The following is a 26212-nucleotide window of genomic DNA, read 5'->3' on the forward strand; positions in this document are numbered from 1 at the left end:
GAGAACACATCTAATGTTTCGCATCGAACCACGAGTACAAGGAGTAACGGCTGAATTACTTGAGCTTTATGAACCTATCAGCCCTTCAACGATCGGCCATTTGACGGATTTCGGGTTTCTAACCGGCCTGCAGCCACTGTTTCGCCCTATTCGCCTATTAGGCAATGCAGTCACCGTACGAATTCCTCATATTGACGCTTCCGCCATTCGGCATGCCTTCGAGCTGGCACAGCCAGGAGATGTTTTAGTGATTGATATGTCCGGTGATGACCAGCGTGCTTGCTGGGGAGAATTTGTGACGTATGCTGCTCTGGACAAAAAGATTGCCGGAGCCATTATATCCGGCTGCGTCACCGACGTGCGGCCGATCACACAGCTTCGTTTTCCGGTCTATTCCAAGGGCATCAGCGCGCTGACTACCCGCTCGCTCCAGCTTGAAGGCGAAGTAAATACGCCCGTTAGCGTTAGCGGTGTAAGCATTCAGCCTGGCGATCTCATCGTCGGCGATGATGATGGCGTGTTTGTCATCAATCCGCTGCATGCCAAAGAGCTTGGGCTCATTGCTCAGGAAAAGCAGCACAAGGAACAACAGCGCCGAAAGGAACTCGGCTACGATAAGCTGCTCGCTGCATATGCAGATCAACCGGCGGCAACCGATAATCAAGGGGGAATCAACTAGATGAGCAGGAATCTTTTCAAAAACAAGCTGGGTATTGCCCTTATTGCCTTATCCCTGTTCGCTGCTGGCTGCGGCAATGGAAGTGGAGCAAACAGCACCGAGAATACGAATACCGCAGCGCCGGATACAGCATCAAGCAGCACAAGTGGAGCTTCCGATGCGGCGGCAGCCAAGAGCCTGACGATCGCCTTGACGGGTGATGCCATCGGATTTGATCCGCAAAATGCGACCGACTCCATCTCCAGCTTTATTAATTACCAAATTTATGACCGCCTCGTTACGTTCAACGATAAGCTTGAAATCGTTCCTCAGCTTGCTGAAAGCTGGGAAACCTCGACAGACGGCAAAGCTTGGACCTTCCATCTGCGTCAAAACGTGACTTTTCAAGACGGTACCCCTTTTAATGCCGAAGCGGTGAAAGCCAATTTTGATCGTCTGATCAACCCGGATAACAAGCTGTCCCAATACGCTACCTTGGGACAATTTATTGAATCCGTCAGCACGAACGGCGATTCCGACGTTATTTTTCAGCTCAAAGAGCCGCAGGGCGCTTTCCTTAACAATATTGCCGTCACCTCTGGCAGCATTATTAGCTCTAAATCAATTCAGGAAGATGCAGCAGGCATTGCCAAGAAGCCTGTAGGCACAGGCCCCTTTAAGCTTAAAAGCTGGAGCTCAGGCAACGAGATTGTACTGGAGGCGAATGAGCAGTATTGGGGAGGCAAGCCAGGTGTAAGCGGAATTACGTTCAAAACGGTAACCGAAAATGCTGCCCGCGTTATTATGCTGGAATCCGGCGAGGCCGATGTTATCGATAAAGTGCCGGGAACCGATATCGAGCGCTTGACAAATGACAGTAAGTTCACCGTCAATACTCGCTCTACCAACCGTGTTGGCTATATCGGCATTAATACGAAGCATGCTCCTCTAGATAATGTTAAAGTGCGCACTGCACTCAATCTGGCGATCAATCGTGAGACACTGGTCAACAAGCTTTATGAAGGCAGAGTCGAGGTCGCCACTTCATTTATTTCAAAAAATTCCTTTGGCTACACTGACGTAGGCGCATACGCCTATGATGTGGAAGCAGCGAAAAAGCTGCTGCAGGAGGCTGGTGTGAAGGAAGGAACGACGCTGCGAATCGTGCTTGCGGCAAATGCCGTGCAGGATCGCCCTGCCGCCGAATTCGTGCAAAACAGCTTGCAGCAGCTGGGCTTCAAAGCAGAGCTGCAGGTGCTGGAGCTTGCTTCTTATCTCGATGTGCTGAAAAATCCGGATAGCTATGATTTATTCGTCCGTGGCGCATCTTCCGTTACAGGCGACGGCGATGCTCTGCTGCGGGACAGCTTCCTCTCGACGAGCAAATCCAATTATGCCTTCTATACCAATCCCAAAGTAGACGAGCTCATTTTTGCGGGAGGGCAAGCGCTTGATAAAGCGGAACGCCAGAAAAATTATAGCGAAGCTTTACAGCTCATCAAAGCGGACGCACCTTGGATCCCCTTGTATGAGGATACGGTTCAAATTGCATATTCCAGCAAAATCGAAGGCATTACGTTTCTGCCTTCCCTGCTCTGGGACTTGCGCGGTGTGAATTTCAAGTAAGCCCGGTGATGCTGCGCGAGCGGCACCATTCGCATGGAAAGCCCGCTTTTTCAAAAAAATGACTACAGGAGTGAAAACAGCAATGACCTTTCAAATCGTGATGGCACAGTTCGGTTCTTCAAGCAGCAAACAGGAAAATTTGGACAAGGCGGAAAAAGCGCTGCAGGAAGCGACCTCCCTTCACCGGGCAGATCTGGTCGTTTTTCCCGAAGCCTTCATGAGCTTCTATCAAATTGGAACGCCAAGAGAACGCAAGCTGGAGGATGCCGAGCCGCTGGATGGCCATTTCGTTACGACGATACAGTCGCTTGCCAAGCGTTACGGCGTATGGGTCATTTTCGGAACGCGCGAGACGACGGAGGATTCCGAAGATGATCGGGTATACAACTCCACAGTTATTATAGATGCCGAGGGCCAAATAGCTGGCCATTATCGCAAAACGCATCTTTTTGATGCATTCGGCGCGCAGGAATCACGAGATATTAAGCCCGGCACGGCGCTGTTCGAGCCGATTGATACGCCATTTGGCAAGCTGGGACTGTTCGTCTGCTATGAGCTGCGCTTCCCGGAAATCGCCCGCTACCAGGCGCTGCATGGTGCCGACATCATTATTGTGCCATCCGGCTGGGTGCGCGGTCCGGTCAAGGAGCTCCACTGGGAAAATCTCGTTACGACGCGGGCGCTGGAAAATACCGCTTATGTCGTTGCCGTTAATCAGGTTAATGAATTTTACATTGGCCAGAGCCTGATCGTCGATCCAATGGGCGTTGTCGTGGCGCGCGGCGCAGAGACCGAAACGCTTATCCCTTACCGGATTGATCTGGAACGCGTGCGCGAAGTTCGCGCCAAGCTCCCTTCGCATCTTCATCGGCAGGCGCATTTGTACGGCTAATCGCTTGCCCGCTTCATTCGAGCGGACAGGAAGGAGATTTTCCCTTGTTTAACTATGTATTAAAACGATTGCTGCAAATGATACCGACGCTAATCGGCGTTTCCCTGCTCTCTTTCATCATTTTACAGCTTGTCCCTGGCGATCCCGCTGAATTAATTGCGGGGCTGGATGCCAGTCCCGAGGAAGTGCAGATCATTCGGGAGCGGCTCGGAACCGACCGTCCGCTCTACGAGCAATATATCGATTATAATTGGCAGCTGCTGCAAGGTGATTTCGGCACTTCGCTGCGTTCGGACAATCCGGTGCTGCAAGAAATTATGGAGCGGTTCCCGAGCACAGTGATTTTGACGATATTGGCAACGCTAGTTACCGTCGTCATCGGGCTGTTTTCTGGCATTATCGCAGCAACCAAACCCGGCAGTGTCCGCGACCATACCGCCATGGCTTTCTCTTTGTTCGGCATATCTATGCCTGTGTTTTGGCTGGGCATTATTTTAATTCTTGTTTTTGCCTATTATATTCCGATATTGCCTTCTGGAGGCAGCAGCGAGCTGAAGCATTTTGTGCTTCCGGCGCTCGTGCTTGGCATTTCCTCTGCCGCTGTGCTCGCCCGGCTCACTCGCTCCAGCATTCTTGAGGTCATTAATCAAGACTATATCCGCACCGCGAAGGCCAAAGGTGTCCGTCAGTGGCTCATCATTTACAAACACGCGCTTAAAAATGCCTTCGTTCCGATTATTACCGTCATCGGCATGGAGATCGGCAACCTGCTCGGCGGCGCAGTACTTACGGAGACGGTCTTTTCCATGAATGGTCTGGGCCGCTATATTATTCAATCGATTCAGTTTAGAGATTATTCGGCTGTTCAGGGCAGCATTTTATTCGTTGCGCTTCTCTTCGTCATCGTCAATCTGCTCGTTGATTTATGTTATGCCGCTGTAGACCCGCGAATCCGTTATGACCGGAAGGAGGCCTAGCAATGAGTGAACCCAAGGCTGCATCGCTGCCTGCCCAAAGCATGCCAGCGACTTATAACGATGTGCCTGCCAGACGAGGGACTCTTTACAAGCAGGTGCTCAAGCGGCTCAAAAACAACAAACGCTCCCTGCTCGGCCTATGGATGGTCAGCCTCTTTATCATTATCGCCATACTGGCACCGTGGATCTCCCCTTATGATCCGCTGGAGCAAAATATGGATAAGCTGCTGCAGGCGCCATCCCTTAGCCATCCATTCGGAACCGACGAATATGGGCGGGATATTTTGTCGCGGATATTTTATGGCTCACGCATCTCGCTGATGGTAGGCATTGTCGGCGTAGTCATTTCTGTCGTTTTTGGCGTAGCCTTCGGTACAATAGCGGGTTATTTTGGCGGCAAAATCGAGTCGGTCATTATGCGAATCACCGATATTTTCATGGCCTTTCCCGGCTTTCTGCTGGCGCTTGCCATTGTAAGCGTGCTTGGCCCTGGGATGGTGAATCTAATGATTGCCATTGGCATTTTCTCCGTGCCATCGTTCATCTGGATTACCCGCAGCGCTGTGCTGTCGGTTAAAAACAAAGAATATATCGAAGCCTCGCGTTCTATGGGCGCCAAGCACAGGCGTATTATTTTGAAGCATATACTTCCGAACAGCATTGCTCCGATTATTGTGCTTTCGGCGCTGCGCGTAGCTACCGCTATTTTGTCAGCTTCGGGACTAAGCTTTCTTGGTATGGGCGCTCAACCGCCATCTCCGGAATGGGGGGCCATGCTGAGCGCAGGCCGGGAATTTCTGCGAACCGCGCCCCATCTGTCCATCGTGCCGGGTATTGCCATTATGCTCGTTGTTCTTGGCTTCAACCTGCTCGGCGATGGGCTGCGCGACGCCCTTGATCCAAAAATGAAGGTTTAGATGACTGTTTAGCTAAGGAGGACCCGCTGTGAAACGCAAACTATTGGAAATGAAGGCGCTCAAAACGTATTTTTATACGGTCGATGGCGTCGTTCCTGCTGTCGACGGCATTGATATTACAATTTATGAAGGCGAGACGGTCGGTATTGTCGGAGAATCCGGCTCGGGCAAAAGCGTGACCTCGCTGACCGCCATGCGTTTAACGCCGGGCAAAGTAGTTGAAGGCTCTGTCACCTTCGATGGCCGGGATATTCTTGCGCTTTCCGAGAAGGAAATGAGGGGCGTGCGCGGCAATGACATGGCGATGATTTTTCAAGAACCGATGACCGCGCTCAACCCTGTGTTTACGATTGGCGAACAGCTGCTTGAAGCCATTCGCATTCATATGAAGATTAGCCGCTCAGAAACGAAAGCAAGGGCAATTGAAATGCTGCGCCTGGTTGGCATTCCACGCCCGGAGCAAATGCTGCGGGAGTACCCCCATCGCTTATCCGGCGGGATGCGGCAGCGGGTGATGATCGCCATTGCGATGGCCTGCAATCCCAAGCTGCTCATTGCCGATGAACCGACAACCGCACTAGACGTTACGATACAGGCCCAAATTCTGGAGCTCATGCAGCAGCTAAAAAAGAGTCATGGCACCTCCATCTTGCTGATCACGCATGATCTTGGCGTCGTTGCGGAAATGTGCGACCGCGTAGCCGTTATGTATGGGGGACAAATTATCGAGGAATGCGACGTGCTTACCCTTTTCACAAATCCCAAGCATCCCTATACACAAGGCTTAATTAAGTCGATGCCTACGCTTGAAACGGATGAGCGCAGGCTGTATTCCATTCCCGGCAGCGTTCCACCGCCCGGAAGCTTGCGGGAAGGCTGTAGGTTCAGCCCCCGCTGTGAATTTGCGCAGGCGATTTGCCATGAGCGGCATCCGCAGCTGGAAGCAGTCGGGGCTGCTGGGCATTCAGCCAGATGCTGGCTCCATGCAGCCGTAGCGAAGGAGGCGTTCCAATGAATGAACCGCTGCTTGAGGTAAATCATTTAACCAAATATTTTCCGATTAAAAAGGGCCTTTTCAATCGGACAGTAGGTCATGTTAAGGCGGTCGATGGCCTTAACTTTACGATTTTCAAAGGCGAGACGCTGGGCCTTGTGGGAGAAAGCGGCTGTGGCAAATCCACGACAGGACGCACGCTGCTGCAATTGCTTCGCCCGACAACTGGAGAAATTAATTATGAAGGACGAAATATGTTGGGACTCCCACCCGAGGAGCTGCGCAGGCTGCGGAAGGATATGCAAATGGTGTTCCAAGACCCTTATGCCTCGCTTGATCCCCGAATGACGGTGGGCGAGCTGATTGCCGAGCCGCTCGACATTCATCAAGCAGCAAGCGGCAAGGAACAGGCCCGACGGATTGATGAGCTATTGGAGATCGTCGGCTTAAACAGCCGATATGCGGATCGCTACGGCCATGAGTTCAGCGGCGGACAGCGGCAGCGGATCGGCATTGCCCGCGCACTTGCGCTGAACCCCAAGCTGATTGTCGCAGATGAACCCGTCTCCGCCCTCGACGTTTCCATTCAATCGCAAATTATTAATTTGCTTCAGGATTTGCAGGAGCAGTTCAAGCTTACCTACTTATTTATCGCCCATGATTTAAGCATAGTTAAGCATATAAGCAGCCGGATTGGCGTGATGTATTTAGGCGGCATCGTGGAGCTTGCGGACAAACGCGACTTATTTACGGAGCCGCTGCATCCTTACACGCAGGCGCTGCTGTCCGCCGTACCCAGCCCAAATCCGCTGGCGAAGAAAAGCCGAATCGTGCTGCCGGGCGATGTGCCAAGCCCTGCCAATCCTCCCTCAGGCTGTGCCTTTCACACCCGCTGTCATGCCTGCATGGCCGTTTGCCGTACGGATAAGCCGGAGCTGAGGGATGTCGGCGGACGGCAGGTCGCCTGCCATTTGTACAATTAAGCCTAAACAGCCCTATCCTAAAACTCATACAAACGGGAGAGAACATTATGACGAAAAGCCGCAAATTACGCGACATCAGCTGGACGGTATTTGAGGAATACAAAAAACAAACGGAGCTGGTCATTGTTCCTGTAGGAGCAATTGAGGTATATGGCCCCCATCTGCCTCTTGGCTCGGATGGGCTGCTGGCAGACAAGCTGGCGGAGCTCGTTGCCGAGCGAGTTGGCGCACTGATTGGACCAACCGTAGAGGCTGGAGATTCCACCGTTCTGAATGAATTTCCCGGAACAATTACGATTCGACCCGAAAGCTTGAAGGCTTATCTCGGCGACATCGTAAGCAGCTTGTTAAAATGGGGCTTCAAACGTATACTCTTCATTAACGGCCACGCTGGAAATGTACCTGTAATCAATCAGATCGTGCATCAGATCAAGGAGCAGCATAGCGACGTATTGGCAGCCCAGATCGATTGCTGGCGGTTCATCAAGGCGCAGGATGACGGCATTTCCGAATCCGGAAAATTTTCAAACGGCCATGCCGGTGAAATTGGCACCTCTGTCCTGCTTCATCTATACCCTCAGCTTGTAAACCAGTCCATTATCATCGACGAACTGCCTGCGATTGAAGATCCTTTTCCCGAAATCATCAAATACAACCGTCTATCTTCTTTTTCCAAATCCGGCGTCGTTGGATATCCGTCTGTCGCGACAGCCGAGAAAGGCGAGGCATTCGTACAGCGCTCTGTTGACCGGATTCTCGCTTTCCTAAGCGAAGCTTGGGATATTAAACCGCTGTAGATGGCGGTGAAGGGAGTTTTTAAATGAATATTATCGATTTGCATTGCGATGCTTTGATGAAGCTGGCGGATAAGAAAGGCAGCCTTTCCTTCAACGATGCGCCTGAGCTGGATACAAACAAGCAGCGCCTGCTCGCAGGAGGAGTCAAAGTACAAGGCTTCGCCATTTTTGTCATGCCGAACTTGACTGATCCAGAGAAGTTTCAATCGGCGCTCGACCAGGTGCATTATTTTTATGAGGAAGTATTAGGAAAAAATCCGGATATCAAGCACATAAAGGAATGGAAGGATATCGGCAAGCTGGCGGAGCACGAAATTGGCGCTTTTCTCACGCTTGAAGGTGTCGATCCGGTCGGCAATGATTTGCATAAGCTGAATATCTTTCACCGACTTGGCGTGTTGTCGGTCGGCCTGACCTGGAATTTCGCCAACCTGGCGGCTGATGGGGTGCTGGAGCCTCGCGGGGCTGGACTCTCCTCCCTCGGCCGCAAAATGGTACAGTTCCACAATGAGCACCAGATTTTGACCGATGTCAGCCATTTGAATGAGCAGAGCTTCTGGGACGTCGTGGAAACGGCTGATTATTTGATTGCCAGCCACTCGAATGCAAAGTCGGTGTTCGATCATCCAAGAGGATTGTCTGATGAGCAGGCGCAAGCGCTGTTTGCCAAAAATGCGACCGTCCATGTTGTTTACTATCCCGAGTTTATTAAGCCCGAGTCGGGAGTCATTACGACGATCCCCGATTTAATTAAGCATATTGACCATTACTGCGCTATTGGCGGTGTAAATCAGGTTGGCCTTGGCTCCGATTTTGACGGCATTGGCGCTTACGTGCAAAATCTCGAAAACGCCGCAAAAAGCCAAAACCTGATCAATGAGCTGCTTAAGCATTACTCTGAGGAGCAGGTGCGGGGCTTTGCGCATAATAATTTCCTGCGCCGGGTTTCCTCCCTTTAATGCAAAAGACGCCGCAGCGCTGCTGTCCTTCCCTTGCGGGCAGGAGATACAAGCGCTGCGGCGTTTTCTTTTTCTTTGTCAGGCTAAACCTTCTACTCGCTAGTTCAACGATTATTTACGTTTCCAGACAGAGCCGTCGGAGAAGGCTACTTTATCGATCTGAATGTTTTTCAGCTTTGACGTATTGTAATAGGAGGACAAGTCCCAAGAAAAGGTGTATTGTTCCCCACTTTCCACTCGTACATCATTGCCCCTGCCATAAAAACGGTTAGTATAAGGATATCCGCCTTTTACAGGATCGTCATAAACATCATACGTGCTGAAAGAAAGCTCGAAGGAAACAATGGCTTTATCCGTTAAATTAACCATTTTTATATTGGCATCAGGATAATTGTAGGAATCTTTCGTAATACTATGGCCCACAATTTTAAAAGGAACATTATTATTTTTCTTAAGCTCCTCTTTCAGCTGTTTCTTGTATTCCTCACTCTTCTGTTTGTAGAGAGCTCTCATCTGCTTTTCAATCGTGCCACCATTATTGTAAAGCTGTTTAGCCAGATTGTAGCTTTTGCTTACCGTTTCTTTTTCGCCAGTCTCTATGCTGTAGATGGCTCTGCCAAAAAAGGTATAGTTCGTACCATTCGATTCAAAATTATCTCCAGGCTTGACGGTCGCATTGTTAAAAGCGGCTTTGCCGCGTGCATTCAACGATGCCGTAAAATCATAGGCCTGCACAGCGCCACCGGCATAATAATATTCCACATAATTAACAATGATTTTTTCCGTGCCTAGATTTTTCACTGCGGAATTCGTAATTTGCAGCGGAAGGCCTGTATAATATTTGCTTTTACTTGGGTCTACCGTTTTAATGCTGATTTGCTGACCTTTCGTTGCCATAGAAGCGCCTAGACCATCTGTCAACAGGCGAAGTGGAACCATGGTGCGTCCATTTCGCTCTACAGCAGGCGTGCCTAAAAATACAGAAATGCCATTGACCGTAGCAACAGGCTCATTCAAAATAATCGAAATCGTCATTTCGCCGCTTGAGGCGATGATTCGCTTATTGCCCTTGTCCCAGCTGAAGGCAAGGCCTAGTGCTTCAATCGTTTCTTTTGCCGATACAAGCGTTGTGCCGTTCTCGCTTATGGGTGCCTGCGCGTATGCAACTTTCTTGCCGTTCACAAAAACAGTCTGGCTCTCCGCCTTAGCGGCCGAAAGCCCCGTTGGGATTGCCAGCAGCATGACCATAGCCAGCAAAATTGTAATTACTCTCTGTTTCATATCTAATTCTCCCTCTATTTATATATTTCGTGAAAAGACTATTCACTGCGCAACGAATAGACGTATTCCTTGCCTTCAATAGTAACGATAATATCAATCGGTTTCTTGTCTTTGGCCGCTTCCTTAGGAAGCTCGGCGATAAAATGGAGAACTCCCGTTTTTAGTGGCTCAATGCTCGTTATATTCGTATAGGTAAAGTTGCCTCCACCCGACTCTTCAATGGTTGAAAAGCTTTTATACTCATATTTGCTATCATATTTCACTTGTACAGAGGCAAAATCATCTGCACTTTTGGAGGAGCTGAGCAAGCTTTTGAATTTAAGGACGACATCCAAATAAATATTTTCGGCATCCTTCACCTCGTAATACGTGTAGAAGCTGTCCGGCTTCGGAGGAACGACTTTGGACGTGAATTCTGTCTTCGTGAGCGTCACCTCTGCGAAGTCAGCAATAACGAGCGCTTTTTTCAATTCCAGTACATTTCCAGTGTCGGCGGACGGCTCCGGCTGTGGCGCTGAAGAAGCCTCGCTTGTGGCAGCGGTCTCCGGAGACTCGGCAAGCTGTGCTTTTAACTTCTCATTTTCAGCACTCAGCTGGCTCACTTGCTCCTTTAATTGACTGACCTCTGTGGAAAAATCCTGGGTTTGACTGGCGCAGCCAGCCATGACGAGCATTGCGGCAGCTGCAAAAATAGCTTTTTTCATAATGGTAAATCCCCCCTATCATCTATAGCTATTAAAATTTCTACATAAAGTGCTAAAATCCTCTATAATCATTCCATTTTACTGAAAATTCATCAATTATTTTTTTGATCTCTGTCATAATTTATCGAACTTCAATCATTAACTGCTCCAATTATGATTTCAAACCGCCATAACAAATTTACCAAAATAACGGACAGAGGCATTTTAAAATAAATAAAAAACGTTGCTTCCGCAAAGGGAAACAACGTTAAAACATTACGTCATCATTCAATATGCTTAGCGATTTACAAAATCAAATCAGCGAACAGGCCAAACAGCAATAAGTACGCACAAACCGAAAGAGCAATATAAGACCACAGCTTTTCCTTGGTCACCTGGCTGGCCACCGACGCGCCGACCAAGGAAATGCCAAGTGTAGACAGCAGAGCCGCCGCCATTACAAAGATACCCAGCTTGAAGCTAATGAGCGAAACGACGCCCGCGATTAAAAATCCAGCGCCAGAAGCAAGCTGCATCGCTCCAATCGACGTAATAAACGCTCTGATTGTTAGACGCTGCGTCGCTCTCCACAAGCTGATTCCCCACAATGAACCGAGGAAGGCAATCGTCGAAATTAGCGACAGCAGCAAGATTTTGCCGAATAGAGCTGCACTCATGCCGCTTCCCTCACGCAATAGATCGGACACCCCATAGCCAAAAAATATTTGGATGGCGCTGCCCGTAAGCAGCCCAAACAATAAGAAGCCTATGATCGCACTAACGATGCCTATTATACCGTAGCTTAAATCTTTAGCCGGATTTAAATTCAGCCCCTCCAGCGGGTTTTTCAGCAGCTTCAGCAAAATTTGCATATCGATTTGCTTAAATGAGCCGGACACATTTTGCAGCAGCTTGTTTGCAGCCTCTGCCGCGCCACTTTTCACTCCTGCACTTGCGCCAGTCCCGGCACCAGCACCAGCTGCGCCTGCCATTCCGGCCGCTTCATTCCTTGATGATGCCGCCGCACCCGCTGTCTCTGCATCAGCTGCTGCATCGTATTCGCTATTGTCATTGCCGTATTCGCCATATTCCCCATACTCGCCGTATCTGTCCCGTTGTTCCGGCTCTTCTCCCAAAATCGCGTGCTCCTGCAAAGCCGATTGCTCCCGCAAAGCCTCAAGCAAACGCGCATCTTCCTCCTGGCGCGCTAGTTCCTCCTGCCGTGCCGCTTCCGCACGCCGCAAAATCTCTTCCTGCCTCGCCGCCTCTGAACGCCTCGCTGCCTCGGCCTGCCTTGCCGCTTCCCCTTGGCGGGCTGCCTCGGCCCGCTGCGCCGCTTCCTCCCGCGCAGCTTGGGCTGCTGCTTGTGCTGCCGCCTGTGACTGCTGCGAATCCCGCGGCTGGCGGAACACATGCACCGCCTGGCTCGCGGGCTCACTCTTTTCTAAATCGAACGGCCGGCCATTATCCGAAAGCTGCTCCTGCTGCTTTTTATCATCCTGATCTTCCATTTCTGCATCCTCCTCCTGATGTCAAACCGCCCTAAGCACTGGCAGCCTTATTGTGCTAGTCCATATCCCGATAATTCGCCTCATCAGCAATGCTCTGGATATCATCCGAGCTGATGCTGATGTAGCGATAACCGTCGGACTGCTGCCGGCGAAGCGCACGCTCCTTGAAGTAGCGCGGACTGCCTTCCCCCGCATCCTCATCGTACACGAGCAAAATGCCATCGGTTTTGCGAAACAGCAGCTCATCCCTCGCTTGCAGCTGCCAAATGCCATCATAGGGCTTGTCACTGACCGACGCATAATAATCAACGCCCTTCAGCACCTGCTCGTAATATTCCTTCTTGTCATCCTTCCACTTCTCTTCCGGATTGCTGTACGCCGTAATAATAGAAAGCCTGAGCTGCGGATACTGCGGCTTAAGCGCAATGACTGCTTCGCAAGCCCACAGATCAACACCATATTGGCCGGGCGTAATGACCCACTGCAAGCCATCATCAATGAGCGGCAGCAGCTTATTCGTTATCGCCTGCTTAATATAGGCAATACCCTCATGCTTTTGATTAAAAATGTTCAGCTCATGCGCGCGGTAGCCCGACACTAGCAAATTGTTCATGCCTTCGGCACATTTCTAAAGGTTCGTTCATAATCCTCGAACCTGATTTTACGTATTATTTTACGATCTGCGGTACGCGCAATGATCCCTTCTGATTTTCCGGCTGCATCCATTCCCACACGCGTGGCCGCAAAATCGCTGAGAAAACGGCTCGTCTCCTCCAGTCCGATTGGGAATGCCGCTCCATCCAGCACAGCCAGCAGCGGTGCAGCATCGAGACTCCAGCGCTCGATAAACGCCGCCTTTTCCGCCTCTTGATAAAATGGCTGGCCGCCATGATCACGCCAGTTGGCAATTTGGTCAATGGGCAGTGCCAGCAGATGCTGAAGCTCTTCATGCGACAGCGAAAATAGATCAAACACCCGGTAGCCTTGGCTCCCGCTTGACGTATAATTTTTAGCCGCCTTTGTTTTCCCGCCATAGCTTTCCTGATAAATAACCGTCAGGCCGAGCTTTCCATCCGCCAGGCTGGCCTGCATTCGCTCTGCAATCGGAGTTAACAAGGTCGCCATATTGCCATAAGGATTGCCGATTCGGTCACCCTTGGCAAAAAGCAGCTCCTCCCGTGAGCCAATAAAATAGTCCGTTCCGGCTTCACTATGCAGCAAAATAATACGCGCATTTTCCCCGTCTACTTTTTCAAAAACATAAACGGGCTTATCCGAATCGAAGGCCTCGCCTTCAGTTAACCTATCGTTTAAACGGCCGCGCTCCCCAAGCTGGTGATAGGTGCGGATACTCGGATATTTCGTTAAGGAATTCAGCTTCGCAAAATCCATGGTTCATCTCCTGCATCATAATAAATCTGTTATCCCATCATAATACCATCGTTTTCCGCTCTTGGTTAGCCCGAGGGCAAGACTTCCCCACCGAAATGCCTCCTGACCACTTTTAAAATAGAACGAAGCAACGGAGCGTTTGCCAACCTGCACTGCAGCGGCGAACGCTCCGTTGCTTCGTTGGCCAGCTCTCCTCCGGCTTCTTCTTAATCGTTATGCGCCGCAAGAAGCCAGCCTCCACGATTTGTGAAGGCTGGCTTCTTGATGAATGATGCAGCTATAAGTGGCTATAGTCAAGCTTGCAACCGCCATCTATTTGCTGATTTTATTTTTTAGCTCGCCGATTTTTTCTTGGGCAATACCTTTCACTTTATCCAGCTTGCCTTCTCCTTGCAGCGATTCATTGTTCGTCGCTTTACCGATCTGGTCTTTAATCTCGCCTTTTACTTGATTGACTTTGCCTTTTATTTTATCGCCTAAACCATTACTTGAAGCTGTCATATGATCATCTCCTCTTTGGTTATAGGTCTCTTTACCTCTTAAGAGAAATTATGAAACATGGCGATACAGCAATCGGCTTTCACCAAGCTTATTTCCCTCTCGTGATGGGATGCTCTAAATCGGCATGTCCCATTAAGCTTTCCAGCTGCTTGCCATCGACCAGCAGATCAATCGTTTCAACCTCAACGAATTGAAACAACGTCCATGTTAATGCATCCAAAGCGAGTATTTCACTGCCAGATCCCTGGCGCGCCGTGTCAGGCATATGAATGTCGAGCGTGAGCGCTCCGTTTTTAAAATGGACTGATTTCAGCTCGATCTCTTTCGACCAGAGCGGTATCAGCTCGGCATTGTCGCTTTGCTGCAAAGCTTTAAAGGCTGCCGTATATTTCTGAGCAGGTGTGGAAAAAGAAATCTGCAAACCCGCTTTATTCAGCTTTTCCCCCTGCGGGTCTGAGAAAAAAACTTCAATGGTCCGCGTCTTCACTTCCGCAGTCGGTACCGGAGCCTCGGCCGTTTGCTGCGGCTCCACGACTGTGGCAGCTGTGACCGTCTTGGATTGTATAGCTTCTAATGAAACCTCTTGCACCGGATGGGCTGATGACTTGTCCGCGCAGCCTGCAGTCGTCATAACGATTAACAGGAGCGCCGAAATAGCAATCTTTGTGTTCATTCAAACTCCACCTCCCTCGGGAATTGAAAGAAACAAGCTGTACTATTTAATACCCAAATATTCTTTAATTCCCTCAACGATGCCTATTGCCATACGCATTTCCACCGTTTCATTCGTTATAACCGCCAAATCCGACGCGTTGCTCATAAAGCCTGTCTCGAGCAAAACCGCTGGCATGGTTGTCTCTCGTATGACGTGATAGTTGCCGTATTTCACTCCGCGATCTCTCAGTCCAGTCGCTTCCACCAAATAGCGATGAATCGTCTTAGCTAATGGTATGCTCGAATCCCGCGCATAATACGTCTCCGTGCCTGAAGCTGTAGATGTCGTGTAGCCGTTGGCATGAAGGGAGACGAACAAATCGGCATTCAGTGCATTTGCCAGCTTCGCACGATTCGAAAGGCTGAGTGTCGTATCATCGTTTCGTGTCATCACCACATTAATGGCAGACACCTGCTTCAGCAGCTGCTCTACTTTCAAGGAAAGCTTCAGATTGATTATTTTTTCCTGCAGCCCTGTCAGCGCCACCTTGCCCGGCTCCACTCCGCCGTGTCCAGGATCAATGACGACGATTTTTTTGCCGTCTGAACTGATTGGCGGCAAAATCGGTGCTTCGCCTACGTCGCCGTCCACATTAAGGTCTACAACATAAAGGCCAGAATCATCGCTGACAAGCTGATAGGAGGTCGCCTGTCTCAAATCCAAAACGATGCGAATAGCCGATGGCTCGCGGGTAAACAAAGAATAACGCACCTTCGTAACATCTGAGCTGTCCGTAATCACAAGCTCGCCCATCTGGCTGCCATTCAAAGCTTGTCCATCGCCAAACGACGGCGCAAAAGACGAATTTGGCAAATCAATGACAAGGCGATCCGGCGCCTTCATCGCGAAAATTTTCGGCCCTACTTTGCCGCTTGTGGTGACGATAAGGCGGTTGTCATTAAAGCTGATAGCGCTAACGGTTGACACGCCACTCGAGCTAGCTCCATCAATAATGGTGCCTCCCGTTTCGGAAGGTGGCGGAGTAACTGGGGCCGTTCCCCCCTCATCGATGACCACCTCGGGAATCGGGCTCGTTAAAGTGACCGTCTTCGCCTTGTTGTTCCAGCCTACCTTGAGGTTCATCTGCTCGCCTATGAAGCGCAGGGGAACGAGTGTCGTTCCTTTTTTAATTACAGGAGGAGCATCTATATCTACGGTTTCCGTATTGACCTTTGCCGCTTTCTGGCCTACCGTCATTTCAATGTGCGTGCCTTCTTTGCTAATCGTGACGGTCTGGGTCTGCTTATTCCAGAGCACGTCGTACCCCAAGTTTTCCGATACGACCCGAATCGGGACCATCACTTTTTTGTCAATAATTTCGGCTTTCGTGTTCTCAGGCTGAACAAGCTCCGTCCCGTCCAAAATCACCTTCGTATCCACTGCTGCTGCAAAGCTTTTGTCTGGAAGCGCCAACAAAAAAATAAATAATACCATCAAAAAACCAAGCTTCTTCATCATACTCTCCTGCAAATGTGACTTTTTTTGAATCATTGCAACCTCTCTTCTCTGTAGAAATTCAATTTTTTCCATAAAAGAATAGACGTTATATTTTGGTAAAAGTTGCAAGAGTCCTAACCTATTAGGAGAGTAGATTTAACGGAGCCCTATTAGCTTATTGGATAGTTAAAAAAAACGGGTCAAGGCTGTGTATTCGCCTGACCCGCTTTGCTTCTCCAATATGAATTTTAGGTTGGCGCATAATCGAACCAATCAAAAAGTGCCGGGGAACTGTGCTCCGTATCACAAACGGCATACATCGCAATGAATATTCCCGTAAAGCCGCCCGCTACCTCCGTAGAAAGCAGATGCGTTTCTCCTGATCCCAATTCAATGCGAGATTGCTCTTGCTGAAAGGAGAACACAAACCATTCCGGCTGGGACTCAATCATCAGCACGACCGATCCCCATGCGCAGTCTAGCTCGCATTCTGTTTTCATCGAACCAACGCTTCGCCGGAATACAATAATCTTTCGTCCCTCTTTGAGCTTCACGGCCAGATCGTAATGATACCTCTCGTTCATAAACACGGTTAGTCCGGCTTCCTCGCCTTCATGTTGCGGTTCGAAATGCAGCAAAGCGGAGATTTTGCATGACATATGGCGCAGACGACGGCCCACGAAAGCGGGTGCGCCGGCAGTATCAAGAGAAGCCTTCGTCCCCCGCAGCGTAAGATACCCTGGATTTTCGTAAAGAGACCAGCTGCCGGGCACCGGATTTCGAAGGAATGTCCAGTCCAAACCAATCGTCGTTTCCTCAAAATCATCCCTGATCTTCTGAAGCGGCCATGGATTTCCTATAAACGCCGGACAATCCAAGATCGTCTCAACGCGTCCGCCATTGCCGATGATCGGCCAGCCGTCATCCGTCCAGGTTACGGGCGCCAAAAACGTCTCTCTTCCCAGATGATGCCGTTTGGGATAGGAGACGGGCCTGATGCCCAGAAAAACCGCCCACCAGCTGCCGTCCTCCGCTTGTACCAGATCCGCATGCCCGGTTGCTTGTATGGTGCTGTTCATACTTCTGTGAGACAATATCGGATTATGAGGGCATGAATCATAAGGGCCGTAAGGAGCGCTGCTTCTCGCGATTGTCACCATATGGCCAAATTCAGTCCCACCTTCGGCAATGAGCAAATAATAGAGTCCGTTGATATTGTAAAGATGGGGCGCTTCCGGGTGTGCTCCGCCCGTTCCCTTCCAGAGCAAGCGGCTCTCCGTCAACATTCGACCGGTCGCAATATCAATCTCACATTGATAGATGCCATCTCCCTGATCGCCCGTACATGTAGATTGGAAATAAACTGTCCCGTCATTGTCGAACAATAGAGAAGGATCAATACCGCCCTGAGCAACGCGAATGGGGTCTGACCATGGTCCGACAGGTTGAAGGCTTCGAACAAAGAAGTTACCCATCCCGCTTACGTTCGTCGTTGTCATGTAAAACCAACCTTCATGGTGGCGGATTGTCGGGGCGAAGATTCCGCCCGAGCTCCAGGCGTTTGCAAGCGGCAGTTGTCGCTCGGACGTGAGACAGTGTCCGATCTGGCGCCAATGGACAAGATCCCTGCTGTGAAAAATAGGGACACCAGGAAAATATTCAAATGAACTGGTTACCAGATAGTAATCCTCACCGACCCGGCAAATGCTCGGGTCGGGATGGAAGCCGGAAATGACCGGATTGGTATATTGCACGACACTGCACTCCTACTCTTTTGTAAAGTTAAGCTGTTTAGTCAAATTGCGATTACGGATTCTGCGCCCAAACCGTCTTCTTCGTTTGCTCGATTTGCCAAGCGACAACTTCGTCGTAACCAAGACCTTTGGCCTTCTCCAGCATTTGCTGCTTCAGTTTGTTGAATTCGGTGTCGTTCTTCGCGATAACCATCTTCCAAGAGTATTCTTTGATCACCTTGCCGACTTCGTTCTGCTTTTGTTGAATGTCAGTAGGAAGCTGAATCGGTGCTTCGCCTGTAAAAGTCTGTTTCGTTATGGCGACCATATTGTTATTGGTGTAGTATTCCTTCTGCGTGCTTACCCCCATCGCATCGCGCCAGCTCAAATCAACCTGATTCGGGTTATGGCCGAGCGACGACGACCACATTTCGCGGTTATACGGCTCACCAGTTTCCGGGTTGATCATCATGCTAGATATTGTGGTGTTATTGATCTTAGACACACCCGAATTGAAAGTGCCTCCGCCGTATTCCTCCGGAACCGGCGTTTCATTAGACGGGAATGCCCCCCAGCCGTAATCGGTCACGTAAGCTTTGCCGTCCTTGATATCCCAAGCAAGGCCCTTCGGGCCATTGTTCACCGTCATAATGCCTTCAGGTGAGTACAACCAGTCAAGGAACATCATAATGCGAGCCGGGTCTTTCGCTTTGGCGCCGATCGACCAAACACGTTCGCCGCCATACGGCGTATAGCCGAACGTAACCGCCTTCTCTTCCGAGAACGGCACGGGCATCAAGCCCTTGCCTGTTGAAAGATGATTCGGGGTATTGTACGTATCGTCCATCCATGTAAACGGAGTAAAGAAAAATTGGCCATCTTTGAGCTTGTTGGAAACGTCCCCGAATTTCTGCGTCACCGAGTCCGGATCAAGCAGGCCCATCTGATTGGCTTTATAATAGAACGCCAGACCTTCCATGTAATAGCTGCTGTCGTCGATAAGACCCTGGTATTTTTGCTCCGACACAGATGTCAGGATCATATCGCTCGGGTTGAAGCCATCGCCATTGATGTAGCCGTAGTAAGCCCCGATGTTCCCTAGATTCATCGAATTGCCGTCCCATTCCGACCAGAGTGAAAATCCGTACGTTTTCCTGCCGGAGTCGCTCTTTGGCTCCAGCCCCTGCATCTGCTTCAGGAGGGGCAAGTAATCCTCCATCTTGGTTATTTTCGGACTGCCAAGCTTCTGATACAGATCCCAACGGATACTCGGACCAAACGTCAGCTTATTGCTTTCGGACGAGCCTTCACCGGAACCGACAGAGTGGCCAATGCCGTAAACGTGCTTGCCGTCGCCGAACTGCTTCCTATTTGCTTCAATCGCTTGACCTGCGTTCTCTTTCATATGATTTCCGTACTTCTCCAGCAGACCGTCCTTGTTCCAGTCCAGCAGCAGGCCTCCTTTAATGGCATCCGTATATTCTTTGCTATTGTTACCCCACACAACAAGATCACCCAAGTCGCCCGAAGCCATCCTTGAAGCAACTACCTCACCCGTGCTGTTCTGGATATTCAGCTTGATATTGAACTTATCCTTGACGACCTTAGCGAACCAACCCTCTTGCGGGCCAGCGTAGCTAGTAAGCTGAGAGAGTACGTTAATCGTTAATTCGGGCAGCTGTTCGCCGCTTGAACTGTCCGTTACGCTAGACGTACCAGATGGTATATTCCCCCCATTGCTGTTGCCGGTGCATGCTGATAAAGCAAGAACAGCACTCCATACACACATCACGAAAGCCCACCTTTTTCTTTTTGCGAACATTTCATTTCACCTCAGATTTGTATTTTTATATCCCTTGATCCTTCTCTTCGCATTTCAAAAAAAGGTCAACCCTTTACTGCGCCGATCATGATGCCTTTAACAAAAAAACGCTGGAAGAAAGGATAGACGAGCAGGATTGGCGCAACGACGATAATCGTAACGGTCGTCTGGATGGTCATCGGAGTCGGCATTTGAGAAAGGTTTACTTGGCCAACCGTAGCGTTCCTCATCATTTCCGCAAGTGAATTCGCCTCATTCAAATATCGATACAAAATGAACTGCAGCGTGAACAGCTTGGAATCATTAACGAGAAACAGCGTATCGGTAAAACTGTTCCATTGCCCAACAGCCGTAAATATCGCTAACGTCGCCAGAATCGGAGTTATCAAAGGCATGACAATCTTATAGAAAATGGTTATATAACCTGCACCGTCGATTTGAGCCGATTCCTGCAGCGCGATCGGTGTCGATTCGATAAACGTTTTCACCAGAATAATATTGAAAGGCACGACTATTCCTGGTATGATGTACGCCCAAAAATTATTCATCAGTCCTAAATTTTTCATCGTTATAAACCAAGGGATAATCCCTGCATTGAAGTACATCGTCAGGATAAGAAAGCGGTACCAAAACTTGCGTCCCCACATCTCGCTCCGTGTGAATAGATAACCGAGAAAAGCAGATGCCGCTACGGTCAATATGGTCCCCAGAACGGTCCGGCCCACCGATACAAGCAGAGCTAGCTTAAGGCCCTGAACATGAAACACTTTCAAGTAATTTTGAAAATGTATCCCTTCCGGATAGAACAAGATCAGCCCCCTGCTGCTTAGATCATTGTCGCTAATCGTGTTGATAAACAAATAGTAGAACGGAAATATACATAGCAGCGTAAACAATCCGAACATGGTGTAGTTCAGAATTGAAAACAAACTGAATCGGGATTTTTCCCACGAGGCCATAGTTGGTTCTCCTTTCCTGGCGACTGTGAATTAAATGATCGTTTCTCCCCGGATCATCTTTGATAACCGGTTTGCAATGAAAAGCAGGACAACACTGACCAACGATTTCAGGATGCTTACCGCCGTCGAATAAGAGAAACTGGAGTTCGCGATTCCGATATTGTAGACGTACAAATCCAGCACTTCGATATCATTCGCGTTGACCGCATTCTGAAACACATAAAATTGCTCGAAGCCTGCGCTGATGAACCCGGCGATGGACAGCAGCAGCAAAACGAAAAAGGTCGGTATCAGCCCTGGTACGGTCACATGCCGCATCAATCTGAACCTTCCTGCCCCATCCACTTTGGCTGCTTCGTACAATTCCTGATCGATTCCGGCAATGGCTGCGATGTACAAGATCGCCCCCCAGCCCAGCCCTTTCCACAAGCCCAACAATGTCATTTTGATCCAGATATGACTGTCTGAGGCCAAATAATTGATCGGCTCCGAAATCCATCCTAAATTCATCAGCACTTGATTGACAAAGCCGCTCTGAGTGGAGAAAAGCATGAACACAAAAGCATAGACGAGCACCCAACTGATAAAATTGGGCAGCGTGGTTAAAATCTGAACCATTTTTTTGTACCAGGTTGATTTGATCTCCACCAAGAAGAGGGCGAAGATGACCGGAAATACCGAAGTCATTAGACCTAATATGTTCATCCCAAAGGTGTTACGCAGGACACGCAGCACTTCCGCACGCTGCATTTCATTCGAAACCATTGTGGTGAACCATTTGAATCCAACATAAGGCGACTGGGAAATGCCTAGAGCCGGACTATAATCGTAAAATGCATAAATCCAGCCATACAAAGGCAAATAAGAAAATAAAAAGGCTAAAATCAGGAACGGCAAAGCCATAAAAAACAACCGATAGCTGCCATGCTTGACTGGCTTGCGTAACCGCTTACTTTTTTTTGCAGGCGAGATGATTTTTACGGAATCGAATTGCACGCCATTTCCCCCTTCTTAAAATATAGCTTCTTGCTCAACCATAACATCATGACAGTCGCTGTGTATGAGGCATACTTAAATCACTCTCCTCATTCCATGTTTCTCTTATCAGATCATATAGCACGCTTTAACATAGAACCTTGATTTTCAGGTCACAGAATAGCATAATATAGACATCAAATACGTTATTTTTGGAAGAGGAGGGAGGATTTGAGTGATACCTACTTAGAGTGGTTTACACTTGATAAGGATTTCCCTTTCTTTATTCATTATGGCGGACACGACGATGACCTGGAGCTGCATAAGCACATCGACTTCTCCGAGCTTGTCATTGTCCTGAATGGAAACGCTACGCACATCGTCAATCATGAGACCTTCTTTATTAAGAAGGGAAATGTATTTGTCATAAGCGGCGCAACCTCTCATGCTTACAAAGAACCTCATGATTTTAGAATTTGCAATATTATGTACCGCCCAGAAATGCTGCTATCGGCCGGTCTAGATCTAAGAACTTCCAACGGTTTTCAGTCGCTTTTCGTTTTGGAACCGTTTTACCGCAATATTCACTCGTATAAGAGCAGCCTCAGATTGCCAATTCCCAGTCTGGAATATGTCTCGCTTCTTATCTCCGTTATGATTAATGAATACAACGGCAAGCTTCAAGGGTATCAGACGATGTTGATTGCCCGATTTATGGAGCTCGCAGTCTATTTGTCCAGACAGTATAACCATCAGGAGATGGGCACTGACAGCAATCTGATGCATTTGGCGAATGCCATCTCCTATATGGAAGATCACTATCTCGATCCGCTTACACTGGAAGAAATCGCTGCTAGATCGAATATTTCGGTCAGACATTTGAACCGCATCTTTCGCTCCTATTATCAAACGACTCCAATCTTCTATTTGCAACGACTCCGTTTAGAACGAGCATGCACGTTGTTGAAGCGTACGCAGCTTTCCATTACAGAAATTTCATATGAATGTGGATTTAACGACAGCAATTATTTTACCCGCCTGTTTAACAAAGTGTATGGACTTCCGCCTAAGACCTATAGACGGAGTGTCTAAATATACTTATCAATATGCTAATCGAATAAAGGGGCTCATCCCCCAGTCATCTAATGATGATTGAGGGATGAGCCCCATAATCGCTTAATGCTGACTGTCAGATCAAGGTGTAGTTAGATCACTGTTAGCAAACGCACTGATAAACACTAGATTGGCCGTCGAACCAACAGCGTGCTCATTGGTAGTCCACTCGACAGCGCAATCCATAAAGTTTTTGGCAGGGAAGATGGAAATACCCGGATTGTTGTACTTATTAGCCCCTAACGGCATAAACCCCTTAGGCACTCCTGGTCTAGGGTCATTGTTCATTATCGCGTATACGGTTTGAAGACTGTCCTCGCCATGTCCCGTTACAAAGCTCTTTCTCAATGGATTAACGCCAAGAATATAGTTTAATGCGGAAAGCGCCATATTGTTAATGGTTTCGTTATTCATTCCAAGAAGGCTGGAACCAATCAGGGCTTCTGTAGCCGTACCGAGTATCATGTTGTTACTGCCCCAGTAGTAATTGCCTTCATATATCGTGTTATTCCAAGCATTGTTTTGATATCTATTTATTTCTTTGTTTAACCAGATTGTAAACTTTTCTTCATACCAGTTCACAACATTCATGTTGCGGTTATCTGATTCCATGTAATGGAAAAATGCGTAATGCCAGCTGCCGACCCAATCTCCTTGCGGATTCACAAATCTATCCTCGCTTTGTGAATAGTTATTCACGAAATAATTGTTATACTTGGCAGCACCGGTAACTCTATACAAGGCTGCGGCAGCCACAAGCCTAGAGTCCTTATCGGAGTCCGTATCATAAGCTCCTGATGGGCCTTTAATATTATTGGGATTCTGTTCGAGATACAACCATGCACTCTGGGCAGCCGCTAGACATTGAGCAGCAAACGATGGATCATACTGTGCATAAACTATTGAAGCATGAGCTAAAGCAGCTGCGGCCCAAGCCGTATCATTGGTCGGCCTTATATTCGTGACATTATCTCTTTTATCCCTAATAGCCCTCGTATTATTATCATTATCCATTGACTCGACTTTTGCGTAAAAACCGCCGCTATTAGAGTCCTGCATGTTTAGAATCCATTCCAGCTCCCATCTGGCTTCATCAAGGATATCAGGAACACCGTTTCCGCTTTCTGGAATATTAAACTGATTATCTGTATAAGAATCCGGAAATAAATCATGCGACCATAATAGAGTCATAACCGTACCCGCTCCGGCACTTACATATTTCCCTTTATCGCCAGCGTCAAACCATCCTTTCGATACGTCTTTTGTAATCGCAGAATTGGATTCAAAAGGTGCAGCCGTATCCATAGGCGTTATATCTGCCCTTGGGAAGTCCGGAGTGTACGCTGGTTCAAGTGCAGTTCCTGAACGTTGATAGTAATAATATCTTGCCGCATCGACTAATAGAGGCTTATATACGTCATTTCCTATTTTAAATGCAGGAGACCTTTCTATACCTGCTGCACTTACAGTAATGTAATAATTCCCCGCGTCTTCAAGGTCCGTAAATACAGCTTTTAAAACCCTTTCTCCGGAATCAATGTCGTAATCCTTAACGAGGATCAATTGCCCACTATAGGCAACTGTGTCATCAGAAGCTTTCCTTACCTGGAAGGGCGTTCCGACATCGGCAGTGAGCTCATCCTCAAAGCCGGAAACATTGGCATATTTCTCGGAGGAATTCCGGAATCCAACCTGATTTACCTTTATAGCTGAAAATCCCGCTTCCTTATCAGGAGAAGTTAATTTGATTTGGTTTAACCATACTGTAAAGGGCTCATTGTTTACTTTGTTCAGATGAATAGCCTTTGCATTGTATTCGTCCAGGTCAACCGATGAGTCATTGTAAATATCCTTTAAGGGGATCTTTACATGCTGCCACTCCGTCGTAACCGCAACGTAATCCGTTATCGGTTTTAATACTCTATGTTCAACACCCGATGCACGTCTTTCGACATGGTCATCGCCGCCGATTTTAAATTGTTCCCCGCCATCCTTGCCTTTTACATAAAACTCCAGGTATCCGTTCGGAACATAATTGTGAATATCATGATTTGCCCATTCAGCCATTACAAGAATGGACTCCATCCAATCTACCTGGTTTGTAACACTTAACTTCAATGAAGGTAAATTATCATAGGTTTCTTGCGAGTCAACAGGCAAAGCGCCGTTTACCGTTACCAATCCACCGCTGCTCCCGGACCAGCCATGATAAGTATCTTTGAATACATAATAGTCTGGAAGGTTTCGCCACCCAGCCGGAGCGCCGTAGCTTGCATGTACCACTGTAGTTGGAGCGATTACAGGAGTAATTGCGACTGCAATACTTACGAGAATAGCTACTATTTTTTTCATTTTCAGTATTACCTCCATATTCATTTTCTGATCGCCTTACCTGTTCGTTGATACATCACTACTAATCATCGAGCAAATGATAGACTTCCCGCCTCACCTCCTCTCATAATTGGTTATACCCACAACCGTACATTTGAAGAAAGGTTTCCATGCGCCCCTCACTACCAATTGTATAGCGCTTTCATACTGTATTCCTTGATTTTCAAGTCATCGAATAGCACAATATAGACAAAGGAAACATCCTGATGAGGTCAACCTCATCAAGATGTTTCCTTTAGACGCGTACGCCCGAATCCATATCCATCAATATGAAAACCGTGCCTTAAATGAGAAAATGAGCGCTTGTTCCTGCGGAACGATGCGCTCATTTTCATTAATTTTTATAAGCTATAACGCTGCAGCATTCCGCCGGAATCTCCTCCGCCAGCCAAACCTCATGGCCTGCATAATAAAAAATAACGCCATGCTCTGCAGCAAGCTGCGTATCCACTTCCAAAATCACCAGCTTGCCTTTGCGGCTGCCCGCGAGGGCTGCAAAATCCAGCCCCTCCGACAGATGGCAATACTGGCGGCCCATCGCTTGAATGCCTTCGCGCAAAATCGCCGCCACTACCGCTTCGTTTGTGCCGTGATACAGAATCTCCGGCGGCACCGCTGCCGGATAACTGACCTTTTGCACGCTATGCCCATAACGGGCGCGAATGCGCCCGTCTGCAAGCTCAAAGCGCTGCTTAGATGATCGCTCCACAACATAACGGATATGCGCTTCCGTTATGCTGCTCCAATCCGGCTGCCGGTTAATGGCAGCCAGCAGCTCGCTTAGCAAGCAGGAGCCATCCGCTTCATCGAGCAGAATGCCAAACTTTTCTGGCGCATGCCGCAAAATTTTGGTCATCATTTTGCTGAGGCTTTTTTCCCGTTTATCCGTCAACATC

At 48.6% G+C, this 26212-nt stretch carries 24 protein-coding genes; 10 read left to right on the forward strand and 14 right to left on the reverse strand.

Annotated elements, in window-relative coordinates:
• Nucleotides 1-13: 13 nt before the first annotated feature.
• From AC50YG_RS19915 to AC50YG_RS19955, 9 genes are all read left to right on the forward strand, one after another.
• The gene (locus tag AC50YG_RS19915) at nucleotides 14-679 is read left to right on the forward strand and encodes an RraA family protein (protein ID WP_494828967.1); all 666 of its coding nucleotides are present in this window, start codon (nucleotides 14-16) and stop codon (nucleotides 677-679) included.
• Nucleotides 680-2284, forward strand: coding sequence for an ABC transporter substrate-binding protein (locus AC50YG_RS19920; protein ID WP_494828969.1), 1605 nt, complete (start codon nucleotides 680-682; stop codon nucleotides 2282-2284).
• Nucleotides 2285-2366: 82 nt separating this feature from the next.
• Nucleotides 2367-3176 carry a carbon-nitrogen hydrolase family protein gene (locus AC50YG_RS19925; protein ID WP_494828971.1) on the forward strand — a complete coding sequence of 270 codons (810 nt, stop codon included), beginning with the start codon at nucleotides 2367-2369 and terminating at the stop codon, nucleotides 3174-3176.
• A 44-nt stretch (nucleotides 3177-3220) separates the two neighbouring features.
• Nucleotides 3221-4153 carry an ABC transporter permease gene (locus AC50YG_RS19930; protein WP_494828973.1) on the forward strand — a complete coding sequence of 311 codons (933 nt, stop codon included), beginning with the start codon at nucleotides 3221-3223 and terminating at the stop codon, nucleotides 4151-4153.
• Nucleotides 4154-4155: 2 nt separating this feature from the next.
• On the forward strand, nucleotides 4156-5070 hold the full coding sequence (nikC, locus tag AC50YG_RS19935; RefSeq protein WP_494828975.1) for a nickel transporter permease: 915 nt from the start codon (nucleotides 4156-4158) through the stop codon (nucleotides 5068-5070).
• 28 nt (nucleotides 5071-5098) lie between these two features.
• Entirely contained in the window at nucleotides 5099-6085 is a 987-nt protein-coding gene (locus AC50YG_RS19940; protein WP_494828977.1) for an ABC transporter ATP-binding protein, read from the forward strand.
• Entirely contained in the window at nucleotides 6082-7047 is a 966-nt protein-coding gene (locus AC50YG_RS19945; RefSeq protein ID WP_494828979.1) for an ABC transporter ATP-binding protein, read from the forward strand. The genes AC50YG_RS19940 and AC50YG_RS19945 overlap by 4 nt, the downstream gene beginning before the upstream one ends.
• A 47-nt stretch (nucleotides 7048-7094) precedes the next feature.
• Complete coding sequence (locus AC50YG_RS19950; protein WP_494828981.1) at nucleotides 7095-7844, forward strand: creatininase family protein; 750 nt, start codon at nucleotides 7095-7097, stop codon at nucleotides 7842-7844.
• Nucleotides 7845-7867: 23 nt separating this feature from the next.
• The gene (locus tag AC50YG_RS19955; RefSeq protein ID WP_494828983.1) at nucleotides 7868-8803 is read left to right on the forward strand and encodes a dipeptidase; all 936 of its coding nucleotides are present in this window, start codon (nucleotides 7868-7870) and stop codon (nucleotides 8801-8803) included.
• A gap of 111 nt (nucleotides 8804-8914) precedes the next feature.
• On the opposite strand, the gene AC50YG_RS19960 is transcribed toward AC50YG_RS19955, so the two are convergent.
• From AC50YG_RS19960 to AC50YG_RS20015, 12 genes are all read right to left on the reverse strand, one after another.
• Nucleotides 8915-10084 carry a stalk domain-containing protein gene (locus tag AC50YG_RS19960; protein ID WP_494828985.1) on the reverse strand — a complete coding sequence of 390 codons (1170 nt, stop codon included), beginning with the start codon at nucleotides 10082-10084 and terminating at the stop codon, nucleotides 8915-8917.
• A gap of 38 nt (nucleotides 10085-10122) precedes the next feature.
• Nucleotides 10123-10788: a hypothetical protein gene (locus tag AC50YG_RS19965; protein ID WP_494828990.1), complete on the reverse strand. Its 666-nt coding sequence runs from the start codon at nucleotides 10786-10788 to the stop codon at nucleotides 10123-10125.
• 284 nt (nucleotides 10789-11072) lie between these two features.
• Nucleotides 11073-12278 carry a hypothetical protein gene (locus AC50YG_RS19970; RefSeq protein ID WP_494828995.1) on the reverse strand — a complete coding sequence of 402 codons (1206 nt, stop codon included), beginning with the start codon at nucleotides 12276-12278 and terminating at the stop codon, nucleotides 11073-11075.
• A gap of 55 nt (nucleotides 12279-12333) precedes the next feature.
• Nucleotides 12334-12891, reverse strand: coding sequence for an SLOG family protein (locus AC50YG_RS19975; protein WP_494828997.1), 558 nt, complete (start codon nucleotides 12889-12891; stop codon nucleotides 12334-12336).
• The gene (locus AC50YG_RS19980; RefSeq protein WP_494828999.1) at nucleotides 12888-13670 is read right to left on the reverse strand and encodes an RNA ligase family protein; all 783 of its coding nucleotides are present in this window, start codon (nucleotides 13668-13670) and stop codon (nucleotides 12888-12890) included. Before AC50YG_RS19980 ends, AC50YG_RS19975 begins: the two co-directional genes overlap by 4 nt.
• A gap of 312 nt (nucleotides 13671-13982) precedes the next feature.
• A complete protein-coding gene (locus tag AC50YG_RS19985; protein ID WP_473761982.1) occupies nucleotides 13983-14171 on the reverse strand; it encodes a CsbD family protein in 189 nt (62 codons plus the stop codon).
• Between the two features lie 88 nt (nucleotides 14172-14259).
• Nucleotides 14260-14844, reverse strand: coding sequence for a GerMN domain-containing protein (locus tag AC50YG_RS19990; RefSeq protein WP_494829001.1), 585 nt, complete (start codon nucleotides 14842-14844; stop codon nucleotides 14260-14262).
• A gap of 42 nt (nucleotides 14845-14886) precedes the next feature.
• Nucleotides 14887-16377, reverse strand: a complete 1491-nt coding sequence (locus AC50YG_RS19995; RefSeq protein WP_494829003.1) for an N-acetylmuramoyl-L-alanine amidase family protein — start codon at nucleotides 16375-16377, stop codon at nucleotides 14887-14889.
• Between the two features lie 194 nt (nucleotides 16378-16571).
• Nucleotides 16572-18077, reverse strand: coding sequence for a glycoside hydrolase family 43 protein (locus tag AC50YG_RS20000; protein WP_494829005.1), 1506 nt, complete (start codon nucleotides 18075-18077; stop codon nucleotides 16572-16574).
• 52 nt (nucleotides 18078-18129) lie between these two features.
• Complete coding sequence (locus tag AC50YG_RS20005; RefSeq protein ID WP_494829007.1) at nucleotides 18130-19845, reverse strand: type 2 periplasmic-binding domain-containing protein; 1716 nt, start codon at nucleotides 19843-19845, stop codon at nucleotides 18130-18132.
• A 98-nt stretch (nucleotides 19846-19943) separates the two neighbouring features.
• Nucleotides 19944-20837 (reverse strand): carbohydrate ABC transporter permease, encoded by an 894-nt coding sequence (locus AC50YG_RS20010; protein WP_494829009.1) that lies wholly within the window; start codon nucleotides 20835-20837, stop codon nucleotides 19944-19946.
• Nucleotides 20838-20867: 30 nt separating this feature from the next.
• On the reverse strand, nucleotides 20868-21833 hold the full coding sequence (locus AC50YG_RS20015; RefSeq protein WP_473761996.1) for an ABC transporter permease: 966 nt from the start codon (nucleotides 21831-21833) through the stop codon (nucleotides 20868-20870).
• A 210-nt stretch (nucleotides 21834-22043) separates the two neighbouring features.
• On the opposite strand from AC50YG_RS20015, the gene AC50YG_RS20020 reads away from it, so the two are divergent.
• The gene (locus AC50YG_RS20020; protein WP_473761998.1) at nucleotides 22044-22904 is read left to right on the forward strand and encodes a helix-turn-helix domain-containing protein; all 861 of its coding nucleotides are present in this window, start codon (nucleotides 22044-22046) and stop codon (nucleotides 22902-22904) included.
• Nucleotides 22905-23006: 102 nt separating this feature from the next.
• Here AC50YG_RS20020 and AC50YG_RS20025 read toward each other — a convergent pair whose 3' ends face one another.
• Nucleotides 23007-25277: a glycoside hydrolase family 9 protein gene (locus AC50YG_RS20025; protein ID WP_494829012.1), complete on the reverse strand. Its 2271-nt coding sequence runs from the start codon at nucleotides 25275-25277 to the stop codon at nucleotides 23007-23009.
• A 373-nt stretch (nucleotides 25278-25650) separates the two neighbouring features.
• On the reverse strand, nucleotides 25651-26211 hold the full coding sequence (locus AC50YG_RS20030) for an RNA 2'-phosphotransferase (RefSeq protein WP_494829014.1): 561 nt from the start codon (nucleotides 26209-26211) through the stop codon (nucleotides 25651-25653).
• Nucleotide 26212 lies beyond the last annotated feature (1 nt).

Source organism: Paenibacillus sp. J31R34 (assembly GCF_059383715.1).

Bases quoted from the DNA above. Each gene is read 5' to 3' on its own strand.
- AC50YG_RS19945 (WP_494828979.1), top strand. From the start codon at position 6,082: ATGAATGAACCGCTGCTTGAGGTAAATCATTTAACCAAATATTTTCCG.
- AC50YG_RS19925 (WP_494828971.1), top strand. From the start codon at position 2,367: ATGACCTTTCAAATCGTGATGGCACAGTTCGGTTCTTCAAGCAGCAAA.
- AC50YG_RS19985 (WP_473761982.1), bottom strand. From the start codon at position 14,171: ATGACAGCTTCAAGTAATGGTTTAGGCGATAAAATAAAAGGCAAAGTC.
- AC50YG_RS19915 (WP_494828967.1), top strand. From the start codon at position 14: ATGTTTCGCATCGAACCACGAGTACAAGGAGTAACGGCTGAATTACTT.
- AC50YG_RS19995 (WP_494829003.1), bottom strand. From the start codon at position 16,377: ATGATTCAAAAAAAGTCACATTTGCAGGAGAGTATGATGAAGAAGCTT.
- nikC (WP_494828975.1), top strand. From the start codon at position 4,156: ATGAGTGAACCCAAGGCTGCATCGCTGCCTGCCCAAAGCATGCCAGCG.
- AC50YG_RS19990 (WP_494829001.1), bottom strand. From the start codon at position 14,844: ATGAACACAAAGATTGCTATTTCGGCGCTCCTGTTAATCGTTATGACG.
- AC50YG_RS20005 (WP_494829007.1), bottom strand. From the start codon at position 19,845: ATGTGTGTATGGAGTGCTGTTCTTGCTTTATCAGCATGCACCGGCAAC.
- AC50YG_RS19960 (WP_494828985.1), bottom strand. From the start codon at position 10,084: ATGAAACAGAGAGTAATTACAATTTTGCTGGCTATGGTCATGCTGCTG.
- AC50YG_RS20025 (WP_494829012.1), bottom strand. From the start codon at position 25,277: ATGAAAAAAATAGTAGCTATTCTCGTAAGTATTGCAGTCGCAATTACT.
- AC50YG_RS19955 (WP_494828983.1), top strand. From the start codon at position 7,868: ATGAATATTATCGATTTGCATTGCGATGCTTTGATGAAGCTGGCGGAT.
- AC50YG_RS20010 (WP_494829009.1), bottom strand. From the start codon at position 20,837: ATGGCCTCGTGGGAAAAATCCCGATTCAGTTTGTTTTCAATTCTGAAC.
- AC50YG_RS19970 (WP_494828995.1), bottom strand. From the start codon at position 12,278: ATGGAAGATCAGGATGATAAAAAGCAGCAGGAGCAGCTTTCGGATAAT.
- AC50YG_RS20030 (WP_494829014.1), bottom strand. From the start codon at position 26,211: ATGTTGACGGATAAACGGGAAAAAAGCCTCAGCAAAATGATGACCAAA.
- AC50YG_RS19965 (WP_494828990.1), bottom strand. From the start codon at position 10,788: ATGAAAAAAGCTATTTTTGCAGCTGCCGCAATGCTCGTCATGGCTGGC.
- AC50YG_RS19980 (WP_494828999.1), bottom strand. From the start codon at position 13,670: ATGGATTTTGCGAAGCTGAATTCCTTAACGAAATATCCGAGTATCCGC.
- AC50YG_RS19950 (WP_494828981.1), top strand. From the start codon at position 7,095: ATGACGAAAAGCCGCAAATTACGCGACATCAGCTGGACGGTATTTGAG.
- AC50YG_RS19975 (WP_494828997.1), bottom strand. From the start codon at position 12,891: ATGAACAATTTGCTAGTGTCGGGCTACCGCGCGCATGAGCTGAACATT.
- AC50YG_RS19920 (WP_494828969.1), top strand. From the start codon at position 680: ATGAGCAGGAATCTTTTCAAAAACAAGCTGGGTATTGCCCTTATTGCC.